This window comes from Bradyrhizobium sp. C-145 (genome assembly GCF_023375135.1).
Classification (GTDB): Bacteria; Pseudomonadota; Alphaproteobacteria; order Rhizobiales; family Xanthobacteraceae; genus Bradyrhizobium; species Bradyrhizobium zhanjiangense.
Genome location: NZ_CP088150.1, coordinates 4,258,467 through 4,285,395, shown reverse-complemented (window position 1 = coordinate 4,285,395; position 26,929 = coordinate 4,258,467). Strand labels below are relative to the sequence as shown.

Sequence of the window (26,929 nt, the reverse complement as noted above, 5' to 3'; positions counted from 1 at the left end):
GCTACGATGCCTGCTTCAGCCGCTCCAGTGCTTCGAGCAGCTTGGCCTTGCGCGCGAGTGCCGCCTCGCGCTTTTCGCGCTCCTCCTCGACGACCTCCTCGGCCGCGTTGGCAACGAATTTCTCATTTGCCAGCTTGGACTCGGCGCGCTTGATGTCGGCGTCCGCCTTGCCGATCTCCTTGTCGAGGCGCGTGCGCTCGGCGGCGACGTCGATCACGCCCTTCAGCGGCAGCGCAGCCACCTCGCCGCGCACCAGCAGCTGAACCGCACCGTCAGGCGCGCGATCGGCGAAGGAGATATCCGACAGCCGCGCCATGCGCTTGATGACATCAGTCCAGCGCGGCGCGCGCTCCCTGGTCTCGGCCGAGGCGCCGGCGAGCACCAGCGCCGTCAGCGTTGCCGGCGGGATGTTCATCTCGGCGCGTACCGAGCGGATTTGCGTGACGAGGTCGATCACCCAGCCGATCTCGGCCTCGGCCGCCGGATCGGTGAAGTCGGCATGGTCGAACATGGGCAGCACCCAGGCCGGCGAGATGAGCGGATCTGTCGGCCCTGCCGTCGCCGCAAGCATCGCGAGCTGCTCCGGCGTCGGCTGCGCCGGCTTCAGTGGCCACGGCGCCAATGCGAGCAGGCCGTCGCGCTTCGCCGTCACCTCCCACAGCTCTTCGGTGATGAAGGGCATGAAGGGGTGCAGCAGCTTGAGGATCTCGTCGCGCGCCCAGGCCACCATGGCGCGGGTCTCGTCCTTGGCGGGACTGTCCGGACCAAGCAGCACGGGCTTTGCGAGCTCGACGTACCAGTCGCAATAGACGTTCCAGACGAAGCGGTAGATGCTGCCTGCGGCGTCATTGAAGCGATAGGCTTCGATCGCCTCGGTCACCTCGCGCGTGGTGTGCGCGCTCTCATGCGCGATCCAGCGGTTCAGTGTCTCCTTCGCCTTCGCCGGCTCGAAACCTTCGGGCACGGCGCAATGGTTCATCTCGGCGAAGCGACACGCGTTCCAGAGCTTTGTCGCGAAATTGCGGTAGCCCTCGACGCGGCTGGTGGCGAGCTTGATGTCGCGCCCCTGCGCCGCCATCGCGGCCAGCGTGAAGCGCAGCGCGTCGGCACCGTATTCGTCGATCAGATTCAGGGGATCGATGACGTTGCCCTTCGACTTCGACATCTTGGCGCCCTTCTCGTCGCGGACGAGGGCGTGGATGTAGACGGTCGAGAACGGCACCTCCTTCATGAAGTGCAGGCCCATCATCATCATGCGAGCGACCCAGAAGAAGATGATGTCGAAGCCGGTCACCAGCGCATTGGTCGGATAGTAGCGCTGCACCTCCGGCGCATCTTCGGGCCAGCCGAGCGTCGAGAACGGCCACAGCGCCGAGGAGAACCAGGTGTCGAGCACGTCCTCGTCGCGGGTGATGAAGCCTTCGCGCTTGTTGCGGTCGAGCGCCATCTCGCGCCCCTGCTCGGCCGTGATGACCTCCTGCTCGACGTAGTAGCCGAGCGCGTTGCTGACGGCCTCCTCCTCGGTCTCGGCGACGAACACCTTGCCGTCAGGCCCGTACCAGGCCGGGATCTGGTGACCCCACCAGAGCTGACGCGAGATGCACCAGGGCTGGATGTTCTCCATCCAGTCGAAATAGGTCTTTTCCCAGTTTTTCGGCACGAACGTCGTTTCGCCCGAACGCACCGCCGCGATTGCAGGCTTAGCGAGCGTCTTGGCGTCGACGTACCACTGGTCGGTCAGATACGGCTCGATCACGCTGTTGGAGCGATCGCCATGCGGCACCATGTGGGTGTGGGGCTCGATCCGCTCGACGAAGCCGAACGATTCCAGCCGCTCGACGAGACGCTTGCGCGCGGCGAAGCGATCGACCTTGTGGAATTCCTCGGCGAATTGCGCGGCGCCTTCGGGCAGGTCGCGCAGGTAATCCTCATTGTCGAGAAGATCGAGGCAACCTTCCCTGTCGAGAACGCTGATCCTGCGCAGGCCGTGACGATTGCCGACCTCGAAATCGTTGAAGTCGTGCGCCGGCGTCACCTTCACCGCGCCCGAGCCCTTCTCCGGATCGGAATATTCGTCGGCGACGATCCTGACCCTGCGGCCGACCAGCGGCAGGATCGCATTCTTGCCGATTAGCTTCTGGTAGCGCACGTCCTCCGGATGCACGGCTACGCCGGTATCGCCGAGCATGGTCTCCGGGCGCGTGGTGGCGACGACGACGAAGCTCGCGGGATCTTCGGGGCTGAACGTCTTGCCCTCGATCGGGTAGCGCAGGTACCAGAGGCTGCCCTTGACCTCGACCTGCTGCACTTCGAGATCGGAGATCGCGGTCAGCAGCTTGGTGTCCCAGTTCACCAGCCGCTTGTCCTTGTAGATCAGCCCATCGCGGTGCAACTCGACGAACACCTTGACGACGGCCTTCGACAAGCCCTCGTCCATGGTGAAGCGCTCGCGCGACCAGTCGCAGGAGGCGCCGAGGCGCTTGAGCTGGTTGATGATGGTGTCGCCGCTCTCGGCCTTCCACTGCCAGACCCGCTCCAGAAATTTCTCGCGGCCCATCTCGCGGCGGCTGGGCTGCTGACGCTCCATCAGCTGGCGCTCGACCACCATCTGCGTCGCGATGCCGGCGTGGTCGGTGCCGGGCTGCCACAGCACGTCGCGACCGCGCATACGCTCGAAACGGCACAGGATGTCCTGAAGCGTATTGTTCAGGGCGTGGCCCATGTGCAGCGAGCCCGTCACGTTCGGCGGCGGGATCACAATGGTGAACGGCACCGCGTCGCGGCGGTCGGGGCGGCCGGCCTTGAAGGCAAGGCTGTCCTCCCACACCACGGACATGCGGGTTTCGATATCGGTGGGCTGGTAATTTTTCTCGATCATGGGGCTGCTAGAAAGCCGCGCGCGCGGTTCAAGTCAACGGGAAGCTCAACGGCGAGCGTTTTCGGCCCGGGCCGCAGGCCTAATATGACGCAGGAGCAGGGCTTTATCGGGGCCGCACGGCCGGTCTCAGCGGCCGCCGCGCGAGACCCGCTCGATTTCGGCCTTCACAATGCGTTCAACCAGGCCCGGCAGGTTGTCATCGAGCCAGGACTTCAGCATCGGACGCAGCATCTCCTTGACCAGATCCTCCAGCGTCCGCGCATTGCTGCTCAGAACCGTGTGGGCCAGCGAGTTGAAGGCGGATTCGACCGCGGAGACCGTGGATTGCGCGAGGATCGGCTGCTGCGGCGGCAGCGGCGGTGCATCGAAGTCCACCGGCGCGTAAGACGGCGGCGGCGCGGTGCGCGGCGGCGGCGATTCGGCGAATTCGAGATCGTCGCGCGGCTCGACCTTGTGGAAGCTGGGTGGCGGCGGAGGCGGTGTCGGGTCCATCGCCATCTCGTCGGTCAATTCGAGCACGTCGGGCTCCGGCTCGGGTTCGGGAGCGCGGACCTCCGGCGTAGGCGTGACCGCGTCGAGCCCGGCCAGCAGCGCGTCGATGTCGTCCTGGCTGTTGGACGCGTCAGCCGCAGGTGCGGGCGCCGGCTTTGCGGCCGGCGGCGGTGCGGGCTTTTCGGCGGCGGGTTTGGGCGGAGCGACCTTGGATGGCGGAATGTCGTTCATCGCCTGCGGCTTTGGCGGCGCGGCGGGCGCCGCTGCCTTCTCGGGTTTGGCGGCCTCTGTCGGCGGCGGCTTGGCCTCATCGTCGGCAATGATGCGCCGGATCGAGGCCAGAATCTCCTCCATCGAGGGTTCTGTGACCTTTGCAGGCTGCGTCATCTCCGACTCCACATCATCAACGCCCTCGCATGCGTTGTTTTACACCAAGCACGACAGGATTGGCCGGTTCCGGACAGGCGGCCCGACATTTTCGTCGTGGCAGCCCGACTTGTCCCCAGATCACGGCTCAACGTGCGGCGGTGCGCCCCTGCCCGCGGCACTCAAGCTTTACGCACACGGCATCGATACGGGCGAATCGACCCGCATCTTCTTGGCAAGGCTATGTCAGGGATTTTGATGATTGCAAGCAAAGCGCCGGTCGGCCTCGGCTATTGGCGAGGCCGACCGGACACTTACGGAAATCAGCGTCCGTCGGGCGTGCGCACGCCGGCCCAGCTGTCGCGGACCTGATGGTAGTGAACGCTGGGGTCGTAGACCGTGGTCGCAAGACCAAGCACCTGCGGCGACAGGCGGCCAACGGCCGCGAGGACGTTATAGGACGCAACCACGCGATCGTGCTGCGCGGTCACCAGCGCAACGCGCGCATTGACCAGGGCCTGTTGCGCGTTGAGCACGTCGAGGGTGGTGCGCTGACCGGCCTTGGCTTCCTCGCGCACGCCGTTCAGCGCGATCTCGGACGCGGCGACCTGCGCTTGTGCGGATTGCACCTGCGCCTTGCCGGCCTGCAACGAACCCCACCATTGCACCACGGTCGCGCGAGTCTGGTCGCGTATGTTTTCGAGATTGAGACGCTGCTGCGCCAGGTTTTCCTTGGATTGGCGGATCAGCGAATACTCGCCACCGCCCTGATAGATCGGCACCGAGAGCTGCGCGATCGCCGATGCGGTGTACGAGCGCAGCTGAATCAAGGACTGTTCGTCGGCCCGCTGGGCCGTTGCCTGAACCGAAAGTGTCGGCAGCAATGCTCCTTCGGCGATTTTGACCTGCAGATAATTGACGTCGATGCCGTACATGGCAGCCGTGACGTTGGGATGCTCGACCAGGCCGAGTTCGACGGCCGAAGCGAGCGTTGACGGCAGGAACCGGTCGACCGGCGAGCCCGGTGCGAGGTTCGTCGGCTCGTTGCCGATGATGCGGCGGAAGTTCGCCCGCGTCGTGGTGAGATTCGCTTCGGCAGTGAGCGCCTGCGTCTTGCCGGCAGCCAGTTGCGCTTCCGATTGCGCAACGTCGGTGCGCGTCACTTCGCCGACGTTGAAACGATCACGGGTCTGCTTCAGCGTCTGCTCGAGCACGCGCACGTTGCTGCGCTGGACCTCAAGCGTAGCGGCATCCCGCAGATAGTCCATGTAGGTCGTTGCAGCGCTCAGCAGCACGCTCTGATCCATACCGCGCAGCGCTTCACGCGTACCGGACACCTGGCTCTCCGCCGCGCGGGTCTTGTTGGCGGTCTGGTTGCCATTGTAGAGCGTCTGCGTCGCGGTAACTCCGACACTGCGAGGTACCCTGGTTCCATGGACTGAGTTAGTCCCGACGCCGCTCTGCAAATCCTGATATTGATAGCCACCGCTCGCCGTCAGATTGACCTTGGGCCGGTAGCCCGACAAAGCCTGGGGCACGCCCTCGTCGGTCGAGCGCACCTGGGCGCGCTGTGCGTTGAGTTGCGGATTGTTCTGATAGGCGCGCACCAGCGCGGACTCGATCGTATCCGCCAAGGCAGGCATCGGCCCGGCTAGCGACAGCAGCAGGACCGAAACCGCAGCTCCGGTGAAGAGCTTCACCCCATGCATCCCTGAAATTCCGTTCATTCTAACGCCCGGCTCGTGCCCGCGAGCTGGGTTACCGTCTACCGAGTGGAGTCGTTGCCCCGCCGCAACATAGGACGGGGATTGTCGCGACGGAACCACCTCAAGGTAGTTCACGGTGGAAACTCTTCACGTGCAGCATCCCGGCCACACTTCTGATTCAGAACGGGATTTTTAGGCTTTAGGACCTCAGAACACGAATGCTGCGGCCCGTTCCAGCCCGGGAAGGACCGGGGCGGCGGCATCGAAGAGCGCCCGATGGCCGAATTCACCGTGGCTATGGGTCACGATCACGGCCCGCGGCGGCTTGGATTCGGCCGACACCCCCACAAGGCGCCCGCCTTCCTTGAGCTGCCCGAGCAACCCCTCCGGCGTTGCTTCGGCAGCGCCGTTGAGGATGATCACGTCATAAGGAGCGGTGGAGGGATCACCCTCGCTGCAGGAAGCGACCTTGCAGGTGGCATTGGCGAGCCCCAGAGCGGCGAAGGCGTCCTTGGCCTTCGCGGCCAGAGCCGAATCACATTCGGTCGCGGTGACCTGGCCCGCGAGCTTGGCGGCCAGCGCGGCGAGATAGCCCGTGGCGCAGCCAACGACCAGCACATTGTCGCCTTCGCCGATTTCGGCAGCCTGCAGCAGCTTGCCGGTCAGCTGCGGCTTGATCAGGAACCGCTTGGCGCCGCCCTCGCTCACGTCGAGATCGAGGTCGAGATAAGCCAATGCCTGCCGGCTGGCCGGCACGAAGGCCTCACGCGGAACCGTGAGCATGGCATCGAGAATACGACGGTCGGTGACGTCATTGGTGCGCACCTGGCCATCGACCATTTTTTGGCGCGCGGTCGAGAAACCGGACATTTGCGGACCCTGAAATGCGGACGATGCCGCGGAGATGAGTTGGCGGCATCTTTGGAACATGCCCGGCCAAAACGCAACATGCCGTTGGCTGCGACGAGCCCTGTGGCTTGCGCAGCTCACCGCATCAGGGCTGCGGAACGGATCATTCGATCGCCACCGCGAGGCGGCCGATCAGAGCGGCGACCTCGTCCAGTCGCGCCGAGTCGGGCGCCTCGACCGCACGTGCAAGGCAAGCGAGGCATTCATCGTCGCTGAGCTCGGGAACGTCGGCCGGCAGAATCGAGGGGGCCATATGAGTACGGTCGACCTGGATGTCTGGCATGGGAATCAGCTCCGTAAGGATCCGGCACTGCCCAGGCTCGATTTGAATTGAGTCGATTTGGCGCCGTCCTCATGGCGCGACGGCGCTGCCGGACACGTCTACTTGAACCGATTCCGCGGGGTTCGGCACCTGATGGTGCTCGCAGATCGCGCGAACGAGATCGCGCGCCACATCAGGGCGCAGCTTCAACGTATTGAAATATAAGTGAAAGTTGGCTCCCCGGGCTGGATTCGAACCAGCGACCATCCGATTAACAGTCGGATGCTCTACCGCTGAGCTACCGAGGAAAAGGCGAACCCAGTCGTTCGCGCGCGCTGCGTATAACAAAGCCGGTTGCGCTTGCAAAGACGAATTCGTCATCTTCCGCAAGGCGGCTGAGGAAGGGTCAGGAAGCGGCCTCTCCTCCAGCCATGTCAGGTCAAGCTACTCGGCCAGGAACGACGTGGTGACGTTGCCTCGAAAGATCCGTCCGGAGCGCAATCGACGGGTTCAAGACACCCATCGACCAGCACTCCGGAAGACGTGCGCGACGCGAGACACGCACGGCCTGTTCTTATCGTTTCGAATTCTCCGCAGCAATGAACGGGCATTCATAGATCGGCAGAGTTTGTTTTCTCCGGTGCGGGCGCAACCGCCGGCACCGCAGCGCCGTTTCCCTTCCCCGTCACGGCGCCGACCAGCGCCTTCACGGGATCTTCGCCCGGCGCAAAGCCGCTCTGACGTAAGATCTCGTCGATCATCGGACGCAGCGCATGCACCTTGAGCAGCTCGCCGGCAAGCCCTTCGCCGAAGCCGACATTGCCGCCGGCGCCGTTACCATTGCCGCCGAAGGCGGCGCCAGTATGCAGGATGCGGACGTCCTTGAGGTTGGCGATCGGCTTCACCATCTCGGCGAGCGCTTCCGGCATGGTCTCGATCCGTTTCTTGGCGATCTCGAAATCGATCACGTTGGTGCCGAGCTTGTTCTGCGCCTCGTTCTTCATGGTGATGACGGCGGCCTCGGCCTCACCGATGTTGCGGACACCGACCGCCTTGATCTTGTTGGACTCGGCTTCGGCGGTGGCCAGCGTGGTGATGGCCTCGGCCCGGTCGAGCGCCGCCTTCTTGTCCGCTTCAGCCGCCACGATCACCTCGGTCGATTTGCGCTCGGCCTCGGTACGCGCGGCAAGCACCTGGGTCAGGCGGGCACGATCGGCGACCTCGACGGCGCGTGCGGTCACGACCTTTTCTTCAGCGGAGACGGCGAGCGCTTCGGCGGTCTTGGCTTCGGCAACGGCCTCCGAGGTCTGCTTGCTCTTGGCGGCGATCTGGATCTCGTTCTCCTGGGTCGCGATCTGGATTTCGCGCTGCGCGTCGGTCCTGCGCTTGTTGATCGCCAGATCTGACTCGATCACCGCGGTTTCCTTGACCTGCTTGGCGCCCGCCTCCTTTTCCGCGACAGCCCTGTCGGTGTCGATGCGCGCGTTCTCCTCGGTCAGCCGCGCGGTCTGTGTCGCGGTCGCGACCTCGGCGCGGGTGCTCGCGGTCTTGTTGGCGATGTCACGCTCCTGCGAGAGTTCGGCCTCCTTCTTGGTGCGTTCGATGGTCAGGGTCTGCTGCCGTGCTTCGAGATCCTTCTGCGCGATCGCCACCTCGTTGTCGCGGACGATGGCATTGCGGTCACGGCGGCGGGTCTCGGTAATGGTCTTGAGTTGGGTCAGGCCTTCGGCGTCGAAGAAGTTTTCCGGATTGAAGAACTTGACGTCGGTCTGGTCCAGCTTGGTCAGCGACACGGACTCAAGCTCGAGGCCGTTCGATTTCACGTCGGACTCTACGGTGGACTGCACGTGTTTGACGAAGTCCGAGCGCTTCTCCTGGAGCTCCAGGATTGTCATGGTCGCCGCCACCGAGCGCAGGCCGTCGACGAATTTCGCCTCGACCTGGTTGCGCAGCGCCTCGGCATCGTTGGTCAGCGCGCCCAGCGTCTGGCTTGCGAGCGCGATGCTCTCCTCGTCGGGTCGGACGCGTACGTAGAACTCGGCGACGATGTCGACGCGCAGACGGTCCTTGGTGATGAGGGATTCCCGCTCCTTGCGCTCGACGGTGAGCCGCAATGTCTTCAGATTGACGCTGGCATAGGAGTGGAAGATCGGCAGGATCATGGCGCCGCCGTCGAGCACGACCTTCTTGCCGCCGAGGCCGGTGCGCACGAAGGCCTCGTCGCGGGTGGCGCGCTTGTAAAGAATGGTGAAGACGATCCCCAGGACGACGATCAGCGCGACGCCGATCATGGCCGGGACTGCAATGTCGAACATGACTTTCTCCGATAATGACGTGCTAGCTGCTTAGAGTGGGCTTGGAGGGTTTGAGTTCATCGTCGGCCTTGACCGCCACGAAGCGGGTGCCATCGCGGTCGACCAGAAGGACCATGGTTCCCTGCGGCAGCGGCGATGATGAAGGTGCTGCGACGGCCCAGACGAAGTGACGGTTGCCGTGGACATCGGCGACGCTGACGCGGCCAGGCGGCCCCTGGTCGAGCGGACCGACGACGACCTCACCGACCCGGCCGACGAGATCGCCGAGGCCGACGGCGTAGCTCTCGTCCTTGGGAATGACCCGCGCGATGGCACGACTTGCGCCGCGGACCAGCGGAACCGATACGGCGACCGCCCCGATCGAGGCGACCGTCGCCGGCAACGGACCGGCCACCATCCGCGCGACGTCCTGGATCAGGAAGCCCGTGATGGAGAAGGCGCCGAGCAACAGCAGCAGGAAGATCAGCAACGGCACGCCACCGACATTGATCCATGAGATCGCGTTGATCACGCCATTGTCGCTGGGGTGGCCGAAATCGATGTTGGTGCCGAGCATTTCGCTGAGCGAAGCCCCGACCAGCATCGAGACCACCTCGATCGAGCCGACGATGACGATCATGGCCGCCGCGATCGCGAACGGCCTGACCTCCGGCGACATGACGTGTTCGAGCAGAGCGCTCATGACACGGCACTCAGGAACGCGACTTCAACCGGGCCAGCCTCGCTGCAATTTCCTTGTCGCGATGCAACGTGCTGAGCTCGTCGATGTCGCTCGAATACGGGATGCCCGGCGGCACGCCGGTGACCCGTGCCACCGCCCTGCCCGCGCGCAGCGCCTTCGCGGCTGCAGAACCGCCGCCCGGTTTGCGGGGTGATGTCGACGCCTGCTGGCCTGCGACGGCCTCGCTCTTTTCGAGATCGGCGCGGCGCTGCTCGGCGTCCTGGAGCGCCGACAGCACGGCGCGCAGCGACGTCACGCATTGCTCGATCTTCTCGTTGTTCTCGTCGATGGCGCGCGAGAGCACCTCGAACTGCGCCTCCAGATCCATCTGCCGCGCGATGCCGGCGCGCGCGAGATCGTCGCGCCCGTCCATGATCGCCCCTTCGATCTTGGGAGCGAGCTCGGCCATCTCGCGCTCGATCTCGGTGCGGCGCGCGTTGAGGCGGTATTCCTCGGCGCGCGCGGCCGCGAGCGCATCGCGCGCCTCGCTCTCGGCGCGCTCGATCTCGCGGATGGCCTGGCCAACCACTTTGAGCTTGTTCTTGCCTTCCGCCTGCTCGATCGCGTCATAGGCGATCCCCGCGATCAGACGCCCGACCCGGGACAGGAAATTGTCGGGGGCGGCAGCGATGGTATCCATAGCGTTCTCCTCCTCTGGCAGAATGTTCGGCGTGACGCCGTAGTGAACTTCGAAACCGTCGTCAGTGCGGATCAGGTGCGCGGGCACGCTCTGCCCCCAGCCCTCGGCATAGCCCACATAGTCGAAGGGCACGTTGAAGCGGCCTTGCACGGTTGCAATGGAAATGGTGGCGGGGCCCTTGATCTTGGCGAGCTTGTCGTCGAGCGGCAGCCGGCGGCCCTGCGCCGCGCGATAGTCGGCACGGTCGCGCAGGCCCAGCGTCACCAGGCGTGAGGGCAGCGCGGTCTGCTTGCGGATCGGCTCATAGGCATGGGCATGGAGCAGGACAACGTTGGAGCCGACGTTATGGCTCCGCGCGACTTCGTCGAGAATCTCCATCATGCGGTCATAAGCCTGGAACGTCGCCTCCAGCGCGGCCCTGGCAGCCGGATCGGGGGCAAGCCTGTAACGCAGCGCAGATGGAGCGTTTCGGGGTGACGGGCTCATGGAAAGCACTAAAGCACCATTTTGGTGCTTTAGGAAGAGGAGTCGCGATCACGGTCCGCTGATCCCTAGGCACTCTATCGGTTAGTCGCCGAGGTCCGGGCCCGCGTTCAAGCCGGGCGATTACCTCCAGATCACAACCGATCAAGACTTCCGGCACGCACGGGTTGCAATTTGAGACGAAATGCGGAGAGCGTTCGGCATCGCGTAACCGACCCCGCCACTCACGTGTTCAGGACAAGCAGCAACGCAAAAGGCGTTGCGGCGCAGAGCCGGGATCCAGGCGACGATCGCCGCTCGATGACGCGTGGGCCCCGGCTCGGCTGCGCATCACTTCGTGCTGCGCAGCCGAGCCGGGGCACGAGATCGAGGTTGAGGTACACCGCTCTCTCCACGTCATTGCGAGGAGCTCTTGCGACGAAGCAATCCAGAATCTTTCCGCGGAGGGATTCTGGATTGCTTCGCTTTCGCTCGCAATGACGGAGAATGAGCACCCATGTAGCTTTTCCAACCGGCATCTCAATCGCAGACACAGCCGCGCCTCCTCGCGGTTTTGCCTCTGACTGGGATGAGGTTGCGCGGCAATGCGACAGATCAGAACTTGCGTAAATTTTTGCCTTGTCACGGCATCGCGTCACGGATTGCGAACGCCAGACTGGGCGTCGCGTGCGTTGAGCGCGCACCATCACTCAACAGCTTGTCCGCAGCATATTCACAGCCACGGTTCGGCAGATTTGCGTGGCGCGCAAGCCACTTGCTGCGCACAAATCCACAGAGTCTACCCGCCAGCCTGATCGAACACGCTGCGGCAGGCTTCGCTCAGGCTGGCCCGGTTGCGCCGCAGGCACGCGGTGATGGCACGGACGTTGGGGATTTCGCCGGCGCAGAGGCGATAGACGTCGGGCGTACAGGCTCGGCGCTGCTCTGGCGTTCCCTGCGCATGGGCGGCGGCGGCAAACAGCGTCAGAAACAGCCCGACGGTGGAGGCGTGGCGCGCCCGGTTCTTCACACCTGCAAACCGCAAGAACCTCGCCTTCATGACTGCTCTCCCGTTCTGCCCTGCCCGCCCGGCTGCGTTGACCGGTGTCGCAACAGATGGTGCGAGAAATAAACCTGCGGGGATGTGATTTTATTCACAGTGCTCGCAAGCGGAGGAACCTAGAGTTCCCAAAGAGTTTCAGGAATCGCTAACCAATCGGGCCCCGATTGCCGGATCGTTAAAATGCGAGCGATCGGGTCAATCGGGAAACAAACCGGCTTTGCGACATTGCGCCATCCGCGTTCCGGAGGGTGTGATGAGCGAAGCCGAATTCAACTTGCTGCTGGATGCCGTCCGGGACGTCATGATTGACGAAGATTTTGCGCCCGCGCCGGAGGAGGAATTCGTGCCCCGCTCGTGGTCGTACGCCGCAACGCCCAAAGCCGCCAATGACAATGAGGGCGCCTGGCCCCTCCTGCCCTTTCCGGACGGCTGGTACGCAGCCTGCTGAGCCACCTTCGCTGAGAAGGAAGCGCCCGCCTCGCGGGCATTTTGCTATAGGCACGCGCCGACAACCCGACGCAGCGACGAATCAAGTCTTGACGCGCTCCTCGCCGTCCTGCGGCGCCCGGTCGGCTGCGGCCGGCGGAAAGATGCTGTCATAGATCGCGCGCGCCTCGCGAATGAGGCGAGCCCGCTCCAGCTCGGATTTCGGGACAAATCGGATGATGTCGCCCACGGCTTCTCCAACGCTCGGTTGATCAGATATCCCGCCCAACCGATGCGAATTCTATGCCAACGGGCCTGAATCGCGAGTTTCCACCCGGCCCCCGGGCAAACCCGGTAGCAAGCCGCGCGAAAGCTCGCGGAACCTGCGCCGAAGTGAGTTTATGTTGAAGAATCAGAGGCTTGATGGAGGCCACGACCAGAATTGAACTGGTGTACACGGTTTTGCAGACCGTTGCGTAACCACTCCGCCACGTGGCCCCGTAAGGCCGGAGCAATATAGGGGATGAAGGGTTTAGGCAACCGCCTTCGTCCCACTTTCCAGGCGACTTCCAACGCCTTGACGGAGACCTCGAGCGCTATGCTTTTGCCCAGCCTGTCAGGCTCGTTTGCGACGTCGGAAGTCGCGGCGGCCGCGCTTCGGGGCAGGTCTGGGCGCCAATTCCGGCATCTCGGCCTGGACCTCACGGTAACGCGTCAACAGTCGCTCAAAACTGGCGTGCAGGGTGTCGGCGATATCAGGACGCCGCTCGAGGCCCGCGAGGATCGTCGCCGCCGCCTCGATGGTCGAGAGGCCGTCGCGGCGTGGCTCCTTGCGCAGGCGCCCGTAGCGCGAGGGGTGCGCCGGGTTCAGGATCACGCGCTGACACTTCAGCATCCAGGGATTGCGCCACCACAGCGCCTTGGCCTGGCTCCAGGTGCCGTCGAGCAGAACGACGCCTTCGAGCTTGCCGAGGATCGCCCGCTGATTTTCTGCGATCTCGCCCTTGCGGTTGAGCGCGACGATCTCGCCTTCGACGTCGAGATCGGCGGCGCGGGCCGAGCCGAGATAGAGCACGGCCCAACGCGCGGCATTCTCGACCGGCCGGCCCAGCGCCTTGGACAGGCTCGGCCAGGACAGGCCGACGCGCACCGTGGCATCGGCGAAATGCTTCGCGAGCAGCCGGGCGGTGCCGAGCGCCCTGTCCTGCTCCTGCGGATGCTGGAGGATCAGGAGCGACAGCCGATTCTCAATGGGCGTGACGCTGTCGCAGATGCACAGCGGTATCGGCTTCTGGCAGTGCGGGCATTCGGGGATGGGCTCGGCCGGCGCGGCGGCGGTATCGGGCGCGTTGGACATGGCGCCGCTATACGCTCGATGCGGCGCCTCAACAACCTATTCCGCCGGCGCGGCCAGCGGGCGCGGCGCGGTTCGCCGGCGCAGACGGTCGATCAGGAGGTAGATGACCGGCGTCGTGTAGAGCGTCAGGATCTGCGAGACGAACAGGCCGCCGATGATGGTGATGCCGAGCGGTCGGCGCAGTTCCGTGCCGGGGCCGGTCGCGACCACCAGCGGGATGCCGGCGAACAGCGCCGCCATCGTCGTCATCAGGATCGGGCGGAAGCGCGCCTGGCAGGCCTCGAAGATCGCCTCCGCCGAAGACAGCCCGCGCTGGCGCTCGGCATCGAGCGCAAAGTCCACCATCATGATGCCGTTCTTCTTGACGATGCCGATCAGCAGGATGATGCCGACGAAGGCGATCACCGTCAGCGGCGTGTTGGTCAATTGAAGCGCAAGCAGCGCGCCGAGGCCGGCCGACGGCAGCGTCGAGATGATCGTGAGCGGATGGGCGAGGCTCTCATAGAGCACGCCGAGCACGATATACATCGCGACCAGCGCGCCGAGGATCAAGAGCGGCTGACGGCCGCTGGTCTTGGCGAAATCGCCGGCATTGCCGTCAAAGCTGCCGCGGATGCCCTCGGGCATATGCAATTCCTCGACCGCACGCTGGATGTTCTGCGTCGCGGCCTGGAGCGGCACGTCGGGCAAGAGGTTGAACGACACCGTGGTCGAAGGGAACGACTGCGAGTGATAGACGGCGAGCGCCGCGAGCCCGCGCGTCGCGTGCACGACGGCCGACAGCGGTACCTGCGCGTCATTGGCGCCTGCGACATAAATGCGTTCGAGGTTGGAGGGATCGACCTGGAATTTCGGGTCGATCTCCAGCACGGTCATGTACTGGTTGCGCTGGGTGTAGATGATTCCGATCTGCCGCTGCGCGAAGGCATTGTTCAGCGCATTGTCGATGTCCTGCACCTTGACGCCGAGCGCCGAGGCCTTCTGGCGGTCGATCGATAAGGTCAGCTGAAGTCCGCCGGGATCGCGATCGCTGGAAATGTCGGTGATGCCTTCGACGCTCTCCATGCGTTTGGCCACGATCGGCGCCCATTTCTGCAGCAGGCCGAGATCTGTGCTGGTCAGCGTGTACTGGTAGTCGGAATCGCTTTGCCGTCCGCCGGCGCGCACGTCCTGGGCGGCGAACATGAAGAGGCGGATGCCGGGCACGGGATACAATGCGCGCCTGAGACGGTCGATGACGACCTGCGTCGAGACGTGGTCGCGCTCCTCCGGCGGCTTCAGGCTGATGAACATGGTGCCGCGGTTCGAGGTGGCGCCGCCGGGGCCCACGCCGCTGCCGACGGTCGAGCCGATGCCGGCCACGGCCGGATCCTGCATCACGATGTCCGCGAGCCGCTGCTGTAGGCCGAGCATCGACTGAAACGAGATGTCGGCCGAGGCGCGCGTCGCCCCGATCACGAAGCCGGAATCGTCGGTCGGGAAATAGCCTTTGGGGACCTTGATGTAGAGCGTCACGGTGAGAGCGATGGTGGCAAAGAACACCAGCAACGTCAGCAGCGGGAATTCCAGCGCGGTGCGCAGGGTGCGGGTGTAGAAGGCGACGATGCGCGACAGCGAGCCCTCGATCAGGCGATCGAACAAGGTCGCGGTGCCGGACGTGGTGTGCCGGATGTAATGGGCGCAGATCATCGGCGTCACCGTGAGCGACACCAGCGTCGAGACCAGGATCGCGAAGGTCAGCGTCAGCGAGAATTCGCGGAGCAGCCGGCCGACGATACCGTCCATGAAGATCAGCGGCGTGAACGCCGCGATCAGCGACAGGCTGATCGAGACCACGGTGAAGCCGATCTGCTTCGCGCCTTCCTGCGCCGCTCGGAACGGCCGCATGCCGTGCTCGAGATTGCGGAACATGTTCTCGATCATGACGATGGCGTCGTCGACCACGAAGCCGACGGAGATCGCCAGCGCCATCAGCGACAGATTGTCGATCGAGAACCCCGCGATCCACATGCCGGCACAGGTGCCGGCCAAGGCCAGCGGCACCGAGATGCCCGCCGCGATCGTTGGCGTCAGCCGCCGCAGGAACACGAACACCACGACCATGACGAGGAACGCGGTCGCCAGCAACGTCCATTGCATGTCCAGGACACTGGCGCGGATCGTGCCGGTGCGATCGACCAGCGTGGAGATCTCGACGCCGGCCGGGATCCACTGCTTCAGCGCGGGGATCAGCGCCTTGACCCTGTTGACGGTGTCGATGACGTTGGCGTCGCCCTGCTTGGTGATCTGGATCAGCACCGCCGGCTGCTTGTTGAACCAGGCGATCGAGCGGGCGTTGCGGACGGAATCCTCGATATCGGCGACGTCGGAGAGCCGGACGAAATTGCCGTTCGAGCTCTTGATGACGATATCGCGAAACTCTTTCGCCGTGCGCATCTGCCGATTGAGCGCCAGCGTCTCGCTCTGGCGCTCGCCGTTGAAGATGCCGACAGGACCGAGCGGATTGGCGTTGATGATCGCGGTCCTGACGTCGTCGGTGGCGATGCCTGCATTCGACAGCGCGACTGGATTGAGCTGCACTCGCACGGCCGGCTGATCGGCGCCGGAGACGGTGACGTCGCCGACCCCCGGCACCTGCGAGATGCGCTGCGCGATGACCGTATCTGCGACGTCGTAGATCGCGCTGGCCGATAGCGTCTTCGAGGTCAGCGCCAGCACGAAGACGGGCGCGCCGGCCGTGTTGGCTTTGCGAAAGCGTGGCAGCGTCGGCAGGTCGCTCGGCAGATCGATGAGCGAGGCGTTGATGGCTGCCTGCACGTCGCGGGCGGCCTTGTCGATGTTGCGGCCGATGTCGAACTGGAGCTGGATGTTGGTCGTGCCGAGCGAACTCGTGGACGTGATCTGGTTGATGCCGGCGATCTCCCCGAGCCGCCGCTCCAGCGGCGAGGCGACCGTCGCGGCCATCACGGACGGATCGGCGCCGGGCCGGCTGGCCGAGACGAAGATGGCGGGAAAATCGACGTTCGGGACGGAGGCGACGGGAAGGAACTCGTAGGCGACGACACCCAGCAGGAACAACCCGATCGACAGCAGCGTGGTCGCAACCGGGCGGCGGATGAAGGGCTCCGAGATCGATGCCATCACTGCATCCCCTCGGTCGCGCCCGCGACCGGCGGGCCGCCGGATTCAGCCGGCGGCAGCGCCTGCTCGAGGCGGCGGTTGATGCGGTCGAGTGCAAGGTAGATCACGGGCGTGGTGTAGAGCGTGAGCAGCTGGCTCAGCAGCAGGCCGCCGATGATGGAGATGCCAAGCGGGAAGCGCAGCTCGGCGCCGGTACCGCTCTCGATCGCGAGCGGCAGCGCGCCGAACAGGGCCGCCAGCGTCGTCATCATGATCGGACGGAAGCGCAACAGGCAGGCCTGCACGATCGCCTCGTTCGGCGACATGCCCTGCCCGCGCTCGGCCTCGAGCGCGAAGTCGATCATCATGATCGCGTTTTTCTTGACGATACCCATCAGCAGGATGATGCCGATCAGGCCGATCACCGAGAGATCCTGCCCGCACAGCACCAGCGCCACGATCGCGCCGACGCCGGCCGAGGGGAGCGTCGACAGGATCGTGATCGGGTGGATGTAGCTCTCATAGAGCACACCCAGCACGATGTAGATGGTGATGACGGCGGCGAGCAGCAGCCAGGGCTGGCCGGCCAGCGCCTTGGCGAATTCGGCGGCATCGCCGGCATAGACACCGACGATGCTGTTGGGCATGCCGATCCGGGTTTCGATCGTCTTGACCGCCTCGACGGCATCGCCCAGCGCCGCGCCCGGCGCGAGGTTGAAGCTGAGCGACACGGAGGGGAATTGCGCCTGGTGCGAGATCGCGAGCGGCGCCGTGGTGCGCTTCAGCGTCGCCACGGCCGACAGCGGTACCTGAGCGCTCGGCGCGCCGACGGTGCTGCTCGCGGCGCCCGGCAGATAGAGCTTCGACAGGATCGAAGGATCGCGCTGATACATCGGCAGCGCCTCCAGCACGACACGGTACTGGTTGGCCTGGCCGTAGATGGTCGAGATCTGCCGCTGCGCGAAGGCGTCGTTCAGCGTGTCGGTAATTCCTTGCAGACTCACGCCGAGCTGACCGGCGCGGGTACGGTCGACATCCAGCTGTGCTCGCAGGCCGCCTTCCTGCGCCTCCGAGGAGACGTCGCGGAACAGCGGGTCGCGCCGCATCTCCGCCACCAGCTTGCCCGCCCATTCCGAGACCAGCGTCGCATCGGTGCCGGTCAGCGTGTACTGATACTGCGAGCGGCTCGACTGGGTCGAGATCTGCACGTCCTGCACCGGCTGGAAATAGACGGTCATGCCGGGGATGCCTGATACCCTCTCCTTCAGGCGGATCACGACTGCCGCGACATCGTCACGCCGTTCGCCTCGAGGTTTCAAGGTCATGACGAGGCGCCCGACATTGGTGGTCGGGTTGACCGAACCGGCGCCGATCACCGAGACCACGCCGACCACGTCGGGGTCGTCCTTGATGGCGGCGGCGGCCTCGGCCTGCCGCTTCTGCATCTCCGCGAACGAAACGTCGGGCCCGGCTTCCGTCACCGCCGTGATCGAGGCGGTGTCCTGAAGCGGCAGGAAGCCTTTTGGCGCGACGACATAGAGGACGAGGGTCGCAATCAGCGTGGCGAAGGTCACGACCAGCGTGGCGCGCTGGCGTTCCAGTACCCACAGAAGCGTGCGGTGATAGAACTCGACGGTGCGGTCGATGAAGCGGCTGATCGCAGCGAGGCCGGGCACTGCCAGCTCCTCATGGGCGTGCTTGAGCAGCCGCGAGCACATCATCGGCGTCAGCGTCAGCGAGACCACTGCCGAGGTGACGACAGCGATGGTCAGCGTCAACGCGAATTCGCGGAACATGCGCCCGACGAGGCCCGACATGAACAAGAGCGGGATGAAAACCGCGATCAGCGACACCGTCAGCGAGATCACGGTGAAGCCGATTTCGCTCGCGCCCTTGAGCGAGGCTTCCATCGCACTCTCGCCATTCTCCATGTGGCGGACGATGTTCTCGATCATGACGATGGCGTCGTCGACGACGAAGCCTGTGCCGATCGTGAGCGCCATCAGCGACAGATTGTCGAGGCTGAAGCCGGCAAAATACATGATGCCGAAGCTCGTGATCAGCGACAGCGGCAGTGCCACGCCCGCGATCAGCGTGGCGCGCAGCGAACGCAGGAACAACAGCACCACCAGGGTCACCAGCACGACGCTCAAAATCAGCGTGAATTGGACGTCATGGACCGAGGCACGAATGGTGACGGTGCGGTCGGAGACGATGGTGAGGTTCACGCCGGCCGGAATCGCGCGCTGCACCTTGGGGATCTCGGCGCGGATCTGGCTGACAACGTCGATGACGTTGGCGCCGGGCTGGCGCTGGATGTCGATGATGACCGCCGGCGTGCCCTGGTACCAGCCGCCGGTGCGGTCGTTCTCGAGACCGTCGACGATCTGCGCGACGTCGGCAATGGTGACGGGCGAGCCGTTGCGGTATGCAATGATAACGGGCTTGTAGGCGTCCGCCGCGGCGATCTGGTCGTTGGCGGCGATGATGTAGGATTGCTGCGCGCCGTCGAGCGAGCCCTTCGGCCCCGAGACGTTGGCATTGGCGATTGCGGTGCGCAGGTCCTCCATGGCGATGCCGTAGGCGGCGAGTCGCGCCAGGTCAGCCTGGATGCGCACGGCCGGCTTCAGCCCGCCGAGCACGGAGACCCGTCCGACGCCGGAGATCTGGCTCAAGCGTTGCGCCAGAATGGTGTCGGCAATGTCGCTCATCACGCGCAGCGAGATGGTGTCCGAGCGCAGCGCCAGCGTCATCACCGGCGCGTCCGCCGGATTCACCTTGGCGTAAGTCGGCGGATAAGGCAGCGTCTTGGGCAGCACGCCGGCCGCCGCGTTGATCGCAGCCTGCACGTCCTGAGTCGCGCCGTCGATGTCCCGGTTGAGGTCGAACTGGAGCGATATCTGGCTGACGCCGAACGAGCTCGTCGAGTTCATCGCCGACAGCGACGGGATCTGTCCGAGCTGCCGCTCCAGCGGTGCGGTGATCAGCGAGGCGATCACGTCGGGGCTCGCACCCGGAAGCTGCGTCGTCACCTGCACGGTCGGGAAATCGACCTGCGGCAGCGCCGAGACAGGGAGCGCGAAGTAGCCGAGCACGCCGCCGATCAGCAGCGCGATGCCGAGCAGCGAGGTTGCGATCGGTCGTCGGATGAAGGGTTCGGAGACACCCATGGGTTACGCCTGCCGCGTCAAGCGGCTGTTGTCGGGATCATGGCTGCTTGGCTCCACCTCCCGATGCCCCCGGCCCCGGTGCCGGTCCGGTCTGTCCCTTCTGGTCACCTTCGCTGCTCTTGCGCTTGGCGCGGAACTCGCCGTCCTTGCCCTGTCCGTCCTTCTGGCCGTCCTTGGCACCATCCTTCTTCTGAGCGTCCGGCCCACGCGAGCGCTTGCGCGGGGCAAGATCGGCCGACGGGGTCTGGTCGTCGCGGCCGACGGTCACCTTGGAGCCGTCGGACAAATTGGCAAAGCCCGTGGTGACGACCTTGTCGTTCGGCGACAGGCCGCTGGCGATGACGGCGTCATGCTCGTTCTGCTGCGTGACCGTCACGGGCTTGGCCGAGACGATGTTTTCCTCGCCGATGACATAGCTGAAGGTCCCGATCGGACCACGCTGCACCGCAGAGGTCGGCACCACCAGCGCCTGCGTCAAGGTCTCGACCTTGAGGCGGACATTGACGAACTGGCCCGGCCAGAGCTGGTAGTTGGCGTTGGGGAATTCCGCCTTGAGCCTGAGCGTGCCGGTGGTCTGGTCGACCTGGTTGTCGATGCCGGTGAGCTTGCCGGTATCGATCACCGTGATGCCGTCATTGCCGAACACGTCGACGGCGAGCGCACCCTTCGCCGCCGCGGCGTTGACGCGCATGATCTGCTGCTGTGGCAGGCTGAACCACACCGCGATCGGCTGCAACTGCGTGATGACGACAAGGCCCGTGGTGTCGGAGGCGTGGATGATGTTGCCCTGGTCGACCTGTCGCAGGCCGACGCGGCCCGAGAGCGGCGCCACGATCTTGGTGTAGCTCAGCGTCGCCGCGGCATTGTCGATCGCGGCCTGATCCGCCTTCACCAGCGCCTCGGTCTGCGCCACCAGGGCCCGCTGCGTGTCGGCCTGCTGCTTGGAGCCGGCATTGGTGGCGGCGAGCTGCTCGTAACGCGTAAGGTCAATGCGCTGGTTGGCGAGTTGGGCCTGATCCTGCGCCTTCTTGGCCACCGCCTGATCGTACTGCGCCTGATAAATCGCCGGATCGATCTCGCCGAGCACGTCGCCCTTCTTGACGTCCTGACCTTCGGTGAAATTGACCGCGATCAGCTTGCCGTCCACCTGCGAGCGCACGGTCACGGTATTGAGCGCGCGGATCGCACCGACGCCGTCGAGATAAACCGGCACGTCCTGGACGCGCGGGCTCGCCGCCAGCACGGGCACCGGCAGATCGGGCCGCTGGTTGCGGTTGTTCGCCTGCTGCTGATGCGTGACGGTCCAGCCGAGATAACCAAGGCCGCCGAGGATCGCGAGCGTGATCAGGGTCATGACCAGGCCGCGGCCGCGCGATTTTTTCGCCGCCCCCTCCTTCGCGCCTTGCTTCGCCTCCGGCTTAAAGAGCATTGACCGGTTTCTCCATCCTCGGCTCCCAACCGCCGCCGAGCGCCTGGTACAGGCTCACGATGGCGAGAAGCCGTGCGAGTTGGGCCTGCGACAGCGCGTCTTCCGCCTGGAACAGGGTCAGTTGGGTGTTGAGCACGGTCACGATGTCGGCAGTGCCGGCGCGCAATTGCTGCTCGGAGAGATCGAAGGCGCGGCGCGAGGCGGCGACGACATCGCGCTGCAATTGCAGCTTGATCGTGGTCTGCTTGATCGAGAACAGCGCGTTGTCGACATCGGCAAAGGCCTGGACGATGGTCTTGCGGTAGGTCTGCAGCAGTTCGTCCTGACGCGCCTTGGCAAGTTCGAAATTGCCGAGGATCCTGCCGCCGTCGAAGATCGGCTGCGTGGCGCTTCCGACGAGCTGGAAGAAGGCGGCATGCGGCTGGAACAGCGAGACCAGCGCCGAGCTCTGATAGCCGCCATTGCCGGTCAGCTGGATCGTCGGAAAGAATTGAGCGCGGGCATTGCCGATGTTTGCGGTGGCCGAGGCGAGCTGCGCCTCCTGCCGGCGGATGTCCGGCCGCTGCGTCAGGATCTCGGACGGCAGGCCGGGCGTGACGCGCGGGATCGCGATCCGGTCCAGCGAGCCGCCGAGCAAGCGCACGCTCTCCGGCGGGCGCGATACCAACACAGCCAGCGCGTTGATGTTCTGGTCGAGCGTCTGGCGCAGTGGCGGCACCAAGGCCTTCTGGTTCGCGACCAGGCTCTCCTGCTGGGCGACGTCAAGATCGCTTCCGGTGCCGGCCTTACGTCGCTCCTTGACCGCATCGAGGATGCGTTGCGCGCTCGCGATGTTGCGCTGTGAGGTCCTGATGCGGTCCTGCGAGGCCAGCACCTGGAAATAGGCATTGGCGACGGCTGCCAGCGTCGTCAGCGCGACCGTGTCGCGATCGAAGCGGTTGGCGTTCGCCGTCTCCTCAGCCGTTTGCAGCGCGTCGCGGTTCTGGCCCCAGAAGTCGAGCTGGTAGCTCGCGCTCAGCGAGGCCGAATAGTTGACGACTTCGCGCCCGCCGATGGACAGGCCCGAGGCGCTCGAGCCCGAGGTGCGCGAGTAGGTTTCCGATCCAGCCGTGGACAGGCTCGGCAGCAGCGCCGCGCCCGCCTGCCGCGCCTGGGCGTCGGCCTGGACGATTCGCGCCACCGCAGCGGCGATGTCGAGGTTGACAGTCTGCGCCTCCTCCATCAGCTGCGTCAGCTCCGTGGAGCGGAAGCCGCGCCACCAATCCAGCGACGGCGGCGCATCCCCTTTGCCGGCGTATTTGTACTGCGTGGGAACATCGAGCGCGGGATCGGGAAGATCCTGCGTCAGCACGCAAGCGCCCGAACTGGCCGCGAGGCACAGCGCCGCAAGCCAGCGCGCCGCGTGCCGCGTCCTGGACGCAGACCCTGGAGACCGCCGCATGGCGATCGCAGGAACAACCTGTGTCACATCCACCCCCCGCCGGGCAGGTCGAGCCGCCACCGCGAAGCCGGATTAACCGATTCGCGGCGGCGCAGTCGGGGGGCGTTGGACAACTCGTTCACAGCTGTGATGCTTTCTGCGGAACCTGAGACCCATATTAGCCGGGCGCGGAACTGCGGGACAGTCCCGCAGGTGCGAGAGGCGCGTCGGAACGGACCGACGTCAGGACCGCGCAAATGCGAGATGTCCTTGTCTCGCAGTGGCTTCTTGCATTTCAGCGCCGTCCTGTCACGCGCTCAAGCTTACTAAGATTTCATGTGATATTGCCGCAACACCGGTGCGGCTCGATCCTTATCGGACTGCTCAACAGCACCCACGCGATTTCAGCTCCGTCTCGAGGTCGGGCGACTCTCACGAGATCGTCAATTGCGACGAAAGCAAATGCGCCTCGCTCACGCAGATATGCTTTCAAGCTTCCGGACGCCTTTCACCCAGCTCGACATCGAGACATGCCGCCGAAGGCGAAGATTGTCGCGAGGACCGCCCACGACGATCGTTATCTTCTGTGCTCCGACGAAGATCGCCCATATTCTCCTACCGATATCCCGCCTCGCGGCCCGGCACATCATCGCCGGGTCTGTGCTCTCAAAAATATCCCTGCTGCGGCGGGGGCTTCGACCGGTTTCGCCGCAGCGCAAAAGCCTTCCCCTTTTGTCTTGCAAGCACTAGGTTCTGGCCAAGCTGATCAACCCCTTTGCCAGTGATTTCCCCCGATATGACCATCAAGAATGACGTTGTCGAAGCCATCGGCAACACCCCGCTCATCAAGCTCAAGCGCGCCTCGGAATTGACCGGCTGCACCATCCTGGGCAAGGCCGAGTTCATGAATCCCGGCCAGTCGGTGAAGGACCGCGCCGGCAAATGGATGATCCTGGAGGCCGAGAAGCGCGGCGAGCTGAAGCGCGGCGGGCTCGTGGTGGAGGCGACGGCCGGCAATACCGGCATCGGGCTTGCGGTCGTTGCGAGCACGCGCGGCTATCGCACCCTGATCGTGATCCCGGAGACGCAGAGCCAGGAGAAGAAGGATTTCTTGAAGCTGTGCGGCGCCGAGCTGATCGAGGTGCCGGCCCTGCCCTATGCCAACCCCAACAGCTACCAGCATGTCGGCCGGCGCCTCGCCGACGAGCTGCGCAAGACCGAGCCCAATGGCGTGCTCTTCGCCGACCAGTGGAACAATCTCGACAACGCCAAGGCGCATTACGAATCCACCGGACCCGAGATCTGGGAGCAGACCGGCGGCAAGGTCGACGGCTTCGTCTGCTCGGTCGGCAGCGGCGGCACGCTCGCCGGCGTCAGCCGCTATCTCAAAGAGCAGAACAAGAACATCCGCATCGCCTGCGCCGATCCGCACGGCGCCGGCATGTACGAATATTTCAGGACCGGCGATCCCAAGGCCACGCCCGGCGGCTCGATCACCGAGGGCATCGGCCTCAACCGCGCGACCGCGATCGTCGAGACGGCCAAGGTCGATGACGCCTATCTCATTCCCGACGCCGAAGCCGTCAGCGCGATCTACGAGCTGCTCCAGCACGAAGGCCTGTGCCTCGGCGGCTCGACCGGCATCAATATCATCGGCGCGATACGCCTTGCGAAGCAGCTCGGGCCCGGCAAGACGATCGTCACCGTGCTCTGCGATTCCGGCAGCCGCTATCAGTCGAAGCTGTTCAACGCGGACTTCATGCGCGCCAAAAACCTTCCGGTGCCCGAGTGGCTGGAGAAGCGCAGCAACATCAAGCCGCCGTTCGTCTGACAGCGGTAGGATTCCTAACGTCCCGAAAGCGCGTGCCCAGAGGGCCCGCGCGGCCGGCTGTTTACACGACCTCGCCGCGTTCCGAGGCCGAGGCACAATAGTCGTGCCAGAACTGGCGATATCCCGCCTCGACCCTGCGCGTATAGATCTCGACATTGCCTGCCGGCGAGGCTGCGATCCGAGCTGGCAACTCCGCACGCAACTTCGCCAGATGCGCAGGCTGTGCCGCGTATTTGCACGCGATTGCGGCGTAGCCCTCGTCGTCCTCGGCGACCCAGTCGTTGAGCCCAACGGCAGCCACGATGGCGCCACCGGCGCGCGACGAGGCGCCATTGCCGAGCTTTGCAACGACCGGAACGCCCGCATAGAGGGATTCCCAGGTGCTGACGCCGCCATTTTGCGGGAACGTATCGAGGGAGATGTCGACCTGCGCGAAGGCCAACAGGTGCTCGTGGCGTGGGGTCGAGCCCATGCAGATCACGTTCTCTTCGGCGATCCCCTGCGTCACGAACCGCGCGATCAGATTGTCGCGCAGCAAGGAATCATCGAGCAAAGTATGCTTGATGATGATCTTCGATCCGGTCGCCTCGCGCATCACTTTCGCCCATACGCGGATTGCCTGGTCCGAGATCTTGTAGATGCGGTTGAACACACCGAAGGTGACATAGCCGTTGCGGAGCATGGGAAGCTCCGAAGGCGGCACATCCAGGATGGGATCGGTCGTGATCAGGCACGGCAGATCGTGAACCTTTTCGGCGAGCAGATGGCGCGCCGATTGCGGAATGAAGACCGGATCGGCGAGCACGTAGTCCATGGTCTGAAGGCCCGTACCGGTCGCGTGACCGAAGCCCGTGACCTGGATGGGAGCCGGCTTGCGGGCGAATACGGGCAGCCTGTTGCCGGTCGAATGCCCGGACACGTCGATCAGGATATCGACATTGTCCGCCTGGATACGATCGGCCAGCTCGTCGTCCGAAAGCTGCCAGACGTCCACCCAGACGTCCGCCAACGACTTGAATTCGGCAGTCATCTCGTCTCGCAACGGCGAGCACGAATAGCAGACGATTTCGAATTTGGCGTGATCATGATGGCGCAGCACCGGCAGCAGGCCGAACGCCGCCGAATGGTACCAGAACTCGGCAGCGACATAACCGATCACGATCCGCCTGTCAGGATCGAGCTGCCGTGGTGAGAGCTTCCTTTGCGGCAATCTGCCGCCGATCGCCTCCCACCAATATTTTCGCGCGGCCTGCTGGACCGCGAAATCGGCGTCGGAAAGAAAGTCCAGAAAGTGGATCTTCCGCGCAATCAGGTCCGCATGGTCCGGCGCGATTGCCAGCGCGGCGTCGAGATGTTCGATTGCGGATGCGATCTCGCCCTGGTTTGCAAAACAGGCGCTCAGCAGCGTCATCGCGATCGCGGAGCGCGGATTTTCCTCGAGCAAGGTCTTGACGGCCGCAATCGCCTGCGCCGTGTTGCCCATGGCAAGCGCGACCTGCGCCTTTCCCTGCAAGGCCACCTCGAGCCGGGGCGAAAGCGCCAGTGCTGCATCGAAATCCGCTGCCGCCCGCTCCGAGCGCGACAGCTCGAGATGGAGCCGTCCGCGGTGTGCCAGGGCCTTCGCCGAATTGGGCCGGATCGTCAGCGCCGCGCCGAGCGCGGCTTCCGCCTCATCGTCGTGCTTGAGCTCGATACTGACCACGCCTTTGCCGACGAGCGCTTCCACGTGCCGCGGCTGAAACACCAATGCGCGCTCGAAACTTTGCTTGGCGCGGTCGAACTGGCGTAGCGTCAGCTCCGCCAAGCCACGATTGCAAAGCGCATCGGCATGGTCCGGCTTCAGGCGAATGGCGCGGTCGTACGCTTCGATCGCCTGTTCGGGCAGGTTTAGGTGGAGCAAGGTATTACCGAGGCTGGTCAGGGCCTGCGGAAAATTCGGCTTCAGCGCGATCGCCCTCTCCTGACATGCGCGGGCGGCCTCAAATTGCCCGAGACCGGAGTGTACGGTCGCGAGATTGTTATAGGCCTCATGCGAACGCGGCTCGAGCGCGATCGCGCGCGCGAGCAGCTGTTGCGCCTCCCCCAGGCGGCCGCCTTGATGCGCGCACAGGCCGAGCAGGTGCGTGGCGTCGAAATGATCGGGAATGGCTTGCAGGACCTGACGGCACAGCGCCTCGGTCTCCGCATATCGTCCCTGGCCATGGGCGCTCGCCGCGGCGGAGATGATGGCGTCCGCCTGCTTCTTCAATTTCTTCTGCAATCGCGCGTTCTGGAACGCGCGCGCGCCGGCGCCGCTGCTCTGCAAGGTATCTCTCCGGAGGATGGCCCGGAGCGAGTCTAACTGATTCGCGGCCGGCGCCGC

Annotated in this window: 18 protein-coding genes and 2 tRNA genes; 2 read left to right on the top strand and 18 right to left on the bottom strand. The window is 64.8% G+C overall.

What is annotated here, in order from left to right:
- Position 1: 1 nt before the first annotated feature.
- The 10 genes from LRP30_RS19945 to LRP30_RS19900 form a co-directional block, all read right to left on the bottom strand.
- Positions 2–2,878 carry a valine--tRNA ligase gene (locus LRP30_RS19945; RefSeq protein ID WP_249761442.1) on the bottom strand — a complete coding sequence of 959 codons (2,877 nt, stop codon included), beginning with the start codon at positions 2,876–2,878 and terminating at the stop codon, positions 2–4.
- Between the two features lie 126 nt (positions 2,879–3,004).
- Positions 3,005–3,757, bottom strand: a complete 753-nt coding sequence (locus tag LRP30_RS19940; protein WP_249761441.1) for a DUF2497 domain-containing protein — start codon at positions 3,755–3,757, stop codon at positions 3,005–3,007.
- A 302-nt stretch (positions 3,758–4,059) separates the two neighbouring features.
- Positions 4,060–5,445, bottom strand: coding sequence for a TolC family outer membrane protein (locus tag LRP30_RS19935; RefSeq protein WP_128944261.1), 1,386 nt, complete (start codon positions 5,443–5,445; stop codon positions 4,060–4,062).
- Between the two features lie 204 nt (positions 5,446–5,649).
- Positions 5,650–6,312, bottom strand: a complete 663-nt coding sequence (locus LRP30_RS19930; protein WP_164935016.1) for a protein-L-isoaspartate O-methyltransferase — start codon at positions 6,310–6,312, stop codon at positions 5,650–5,652.
- A gap of 142 nt (positions 6,313–6,454) precedes the next feature.
- Positions 6,455–6,634 (bottom strand): hypothetical protein, encoded by a 180-nt coding sequence (locus LRP30_RS19925; RefSeq protein ID WP_128933926.1) that lies wholly within the window; start codon positions 6,632–6,634, stop codon positions 6,455–6,457.
- A gap of 212 nt (positions 6,635–6,846) precedes the next feature.
- Positions 6,847–6,921: transfer RNA gene (locus tag LRP30_RS19920), tRNA-Asn, on the bottom strand.
- A 303-nt stretch (positions 6,922–7,224) separates the two neighbouring features.
- Positions 7,225–8,928, bottom strand: a complete 1,704-nt coding sequence (locus LRP30_RS19915) for a flotillin domain-containing protein (RefSeq protein WP_128944212.1) — start codon at positions 8,926–8,928, stop codon at positions 7,225–7,227.
- 22 nt (positions 8,929–8,950) lie between these two features.
- On the bottom strand, positions 8,951–9,610 hold the full coding sequence (locus tag LRP30_RS19910) for an OB-fold-containig protein (protein ID WP_128944213.1): 660 nt from the start codon (positions 9,608–9,610) through the stop codon (positions 8,951–8,953).
- A 10-nt stretch (positions 9,611–9,620) separates the two neighbouring features.
- On the bottom strand, positions 9,621–10,784 hold the full coding sequence (locus tag LRP30_RS19905) for a PspA/IM30 family protein (protein ID WP_249761440.1): 1,164 nt from the start codon (positions 10,782–10,784) through the stop codon (positions 9,621–9,623).
- Positions 10,785–11,550: 766 nt separating this feature from the next.
- Positions 11,551–11,811, bottom strand: a complete 261-nt coding sequence (locus tag LRP30_RS19900) for a hypothetical protein (protein WP_249761439.1) — start codon at positions 11,809–11,811, stop codon at positions 11,551–11,553.
- Positions 11,812–12,067: 256 nt separating this feature from the next.
- On the opposite strand from LRP30_RS19900, the gene LRP30_RS19895 reads away from it, so the two are divergent.
- Entirely contained in the window at positions 12,068–12,262 is a 195-nt protein-coding gene (locus LRP30_RS19895) for a hypothetical protein (protein ID WP_128955982.1), read from the top strand.
- Positions 12,263–12,343: 81 nt separating this feature from the next.
- On the opposite strand, the gene LRP30_RS19890 is transcribed toward LRP30_RS19895, so the two are convergent.
- From LRP30_RS19890 to LRP30_RS19860, 7 genes are all read right to left on the bottom strand, one after another.
- The gene (locus LRP30_RS19890; protein ID WP_164940138.1) at positions 12,344–12,490 is read right to left on the bottom strand and encodes a hypothetical protein; all 147 of its coding nucleotides are present in this window, start codon (positions 12,488–12,490) and stop codon (positions 12,344–12,346) included.
- A gap of 174 nt (positions 12,491–12,664) precedes the next feature.
- Positions 12,665–12,738: transfer RNA gene (locus LRP30_RS19885), tRNA-Cys, on the bottom strand.
- 118 nt (positions 12,739–12,856) lie between these two features.
- Entirely contained in the window at positions 12,857–13,597 is a 741-nt protein-coding gene (locus LRP30_RS19880; RefSeq protein WP_249761438.1) for a tRNA-uridine aminocarboxypropyltransferase, read from the bottom strand.
- Positions 13,598–13,633: 36 nt separating this feature from the next.
- Positions 13,634–16,738, bottom strand: coding sequence for an efflux RND transporter permease subunit (locus LRP30_RS19875; protein WP_128933941.1), 3,105 nt, complete (start codon positions 16,736–16,738; stop codon positions 13,634–13,636).
- The gene (locus tag LRP30_RS19870; RefSeq protein WP_249761437.1) at positions 16,738–19,887 is read right to left on the bottom strand and encodes an efflux RND transporter permease subunit; all 3,150 of its coding nucleotides are present in this window, start codon (positions 19,885–19,887) and stop codon (positions 16,738–16,740) included. The genes LRP30_RS19875 and LRP30_RS19870 overlap by 1 nt, the downstream gene beginning before the upstream one ends.
- 37 nt (positions 19,888–19,924) lie before the next feature.
- Positions 19,925–21,316 carry an efflux RND transporter periplasmic adaptor subunit gene (locus tag LRP30_RS19865; RefSeq protein WP_249761436.1) on the bottom strand — a complete coding sequence of 464 codons (1,392 nt, stop codon included), beginning with the start codon at positions 21,314–21,316 and terminating at the stop codon, positions 19,925–19,927.
- Entirely contained in the window at positions 21,306–22,757 is a 1,452-nt protein-coding gene (locus LRP30_RS19860) for an efflux transporter outer membrane subunit (RefSeq protein WP_249761790.1), read from the bottom strand. Before LRP30_RS19860 ends, LRP30_RS19865 begins: the two co-directional genes overlap by 11 nt.
- Before the next feature lie 775 nt (positions 22,758–23,532).
- On the opposite strand from LRP30_RS19860, the gene LRP30_RS19855 reads away from it, so the two are divergent.
- Positions 23,533–24,567, top strand: coding sequence for a cysteine synthase A (locus tag LRP30_RS19855; protein WP_249761435.1), 1,035 nt, complete (start codon positions 23,533–23,535; stop codon positions 24,565–24,567).
- Between the two features lie 61 nt (positions 24,568–24,628).
- Here LRP30_RS19855 and LRP30_RS19850 read toward each other — a convergent pair whose 3' ends face one another.
- Positions 24,629–26,872 (bottom strand): tetratricopeptide repeat protein, encoded by a 2,244-nt coding sequence (locus LRP30_RS19850; RefSeq protein WP_249761434.1) that lies wholly within the window; start codon positions 26,870–26,872, stop codon positions 24,629–24,631.
- Positions 26,873–26,929 lie beyond the last annotated feature (57 nt).

Excerpts from the sequence above, each read along its gene's own strand:
- LRP30_RS19945 (WP_249761442.1), bottom strand. The coding sequence starts at position 2,878 with ATGATCGAGAAAAATTACCAGCCCACCGATATCGAAACCCGCATGTCC.
- LRP30_RS19940 (WP_249761441.1), bottom strand. The coding sequence starts at position 3,757 with ATGACGCAGCCTGCAAAGGTCACAGAACCCTCGATGGAGGAGATTCTG.
- LRP30_RS19935 (WP_128944261.1), bottom strand. The coding sequence starts at position 5,445 with ATGCATGGGGTGAAGCTCTTCACCGGAGCTGCGGTTTCGGTCCTGCTG.
- LRP30_RS19930 (WP_164935016.1), bottom strand. The coding sequence starts at position 6,312 with ATGTCCGGTTTCTCGACCGCGCGCCAAAAAATGGTCGATGGCCAGGTG.
- LRP30_RS19925 (WP_128933926.1), bottom strand. The coding sequence starts at position 6,634 with ATGCCAGACATCCAGGTCGACCGTACTCATATGGCCCCCTCGATTCTG.
- LRP30_RS19915 (WP_128944212.1), bottom strand. The coding sequence starts at position 8,928 with ATGTTCGACATTGCAGTCCCGGCCATGATCGGCGTCGCGCTGATCGTC.
- LRP30_RS19910 (WP_128944213.1), bottom strand. The coding sequence starts at position 9,610 with ATGAGCGCTCTGCTCGAACACGTCATGTCGCCGGAGGTCAGGCCGTTC.
- LRP30_RS19900 (WP_249761439.1), bottom strand. The coding sequence starts at position 11,811 with ATGAAGGCGAGGTTCTTGCGGTTTGCAGGTGTGAAGAACCGGGCGCGC.
- LRP30_RS19895 (WP_128955982.1), top strand. The coding sequence starts at position 12,068 with ATGAGCGAAGCCGAATTCAACTTGCTGCTGGATGCCGTCCGGGACGTC.
- LRP30_RS19880 (WP_249761438.1), bottom strand. The coding sequence starts at position 13,597 with ATGTCCAACGCGCCCGATACCGCCGCCGCGCCGGCCGAGCCCATCCCC.
- LRP30_RS19875 (WP_128933941.1), bottom strand. The coding sequence starts at position 16,738 with ATGGCATCGATCTCGGAGCCCTTCATCCGCCGCCCGGTTGCGACCACG.
- LRP30_RS19870 (WP_249761437.1), bottom strand. The coding sequence starts at position 19,887 with ATGGGTGTCTCCGAACCCTTCATCCGACGACCGATCGCAACCTCGCTG.
- LRP30_RS19865 (WP_249761436.1), bottom strand. The coding sequence starts at position 21,316 with ATGCTCTTTAAGCCGGAGGCGAAGCAAGGCGCGAAGGAGGGGGCGGCG.
- LRP30_RS19860 (WP_249761790.1), bottom strand. The coding sequence starts at position 22,757 with ATGCGGCGGTCTCCAGGGTCTGCGTCCAGGACGCGGCACGCGGCGCGC.
- LRP30_RS19855 (WP_249761435.1), top strand. The coding sequence starts at position 23,533 with ATGACCATCAAGAATGACGTTGTCGAAGCCATCGGCAACACCCCGCTC.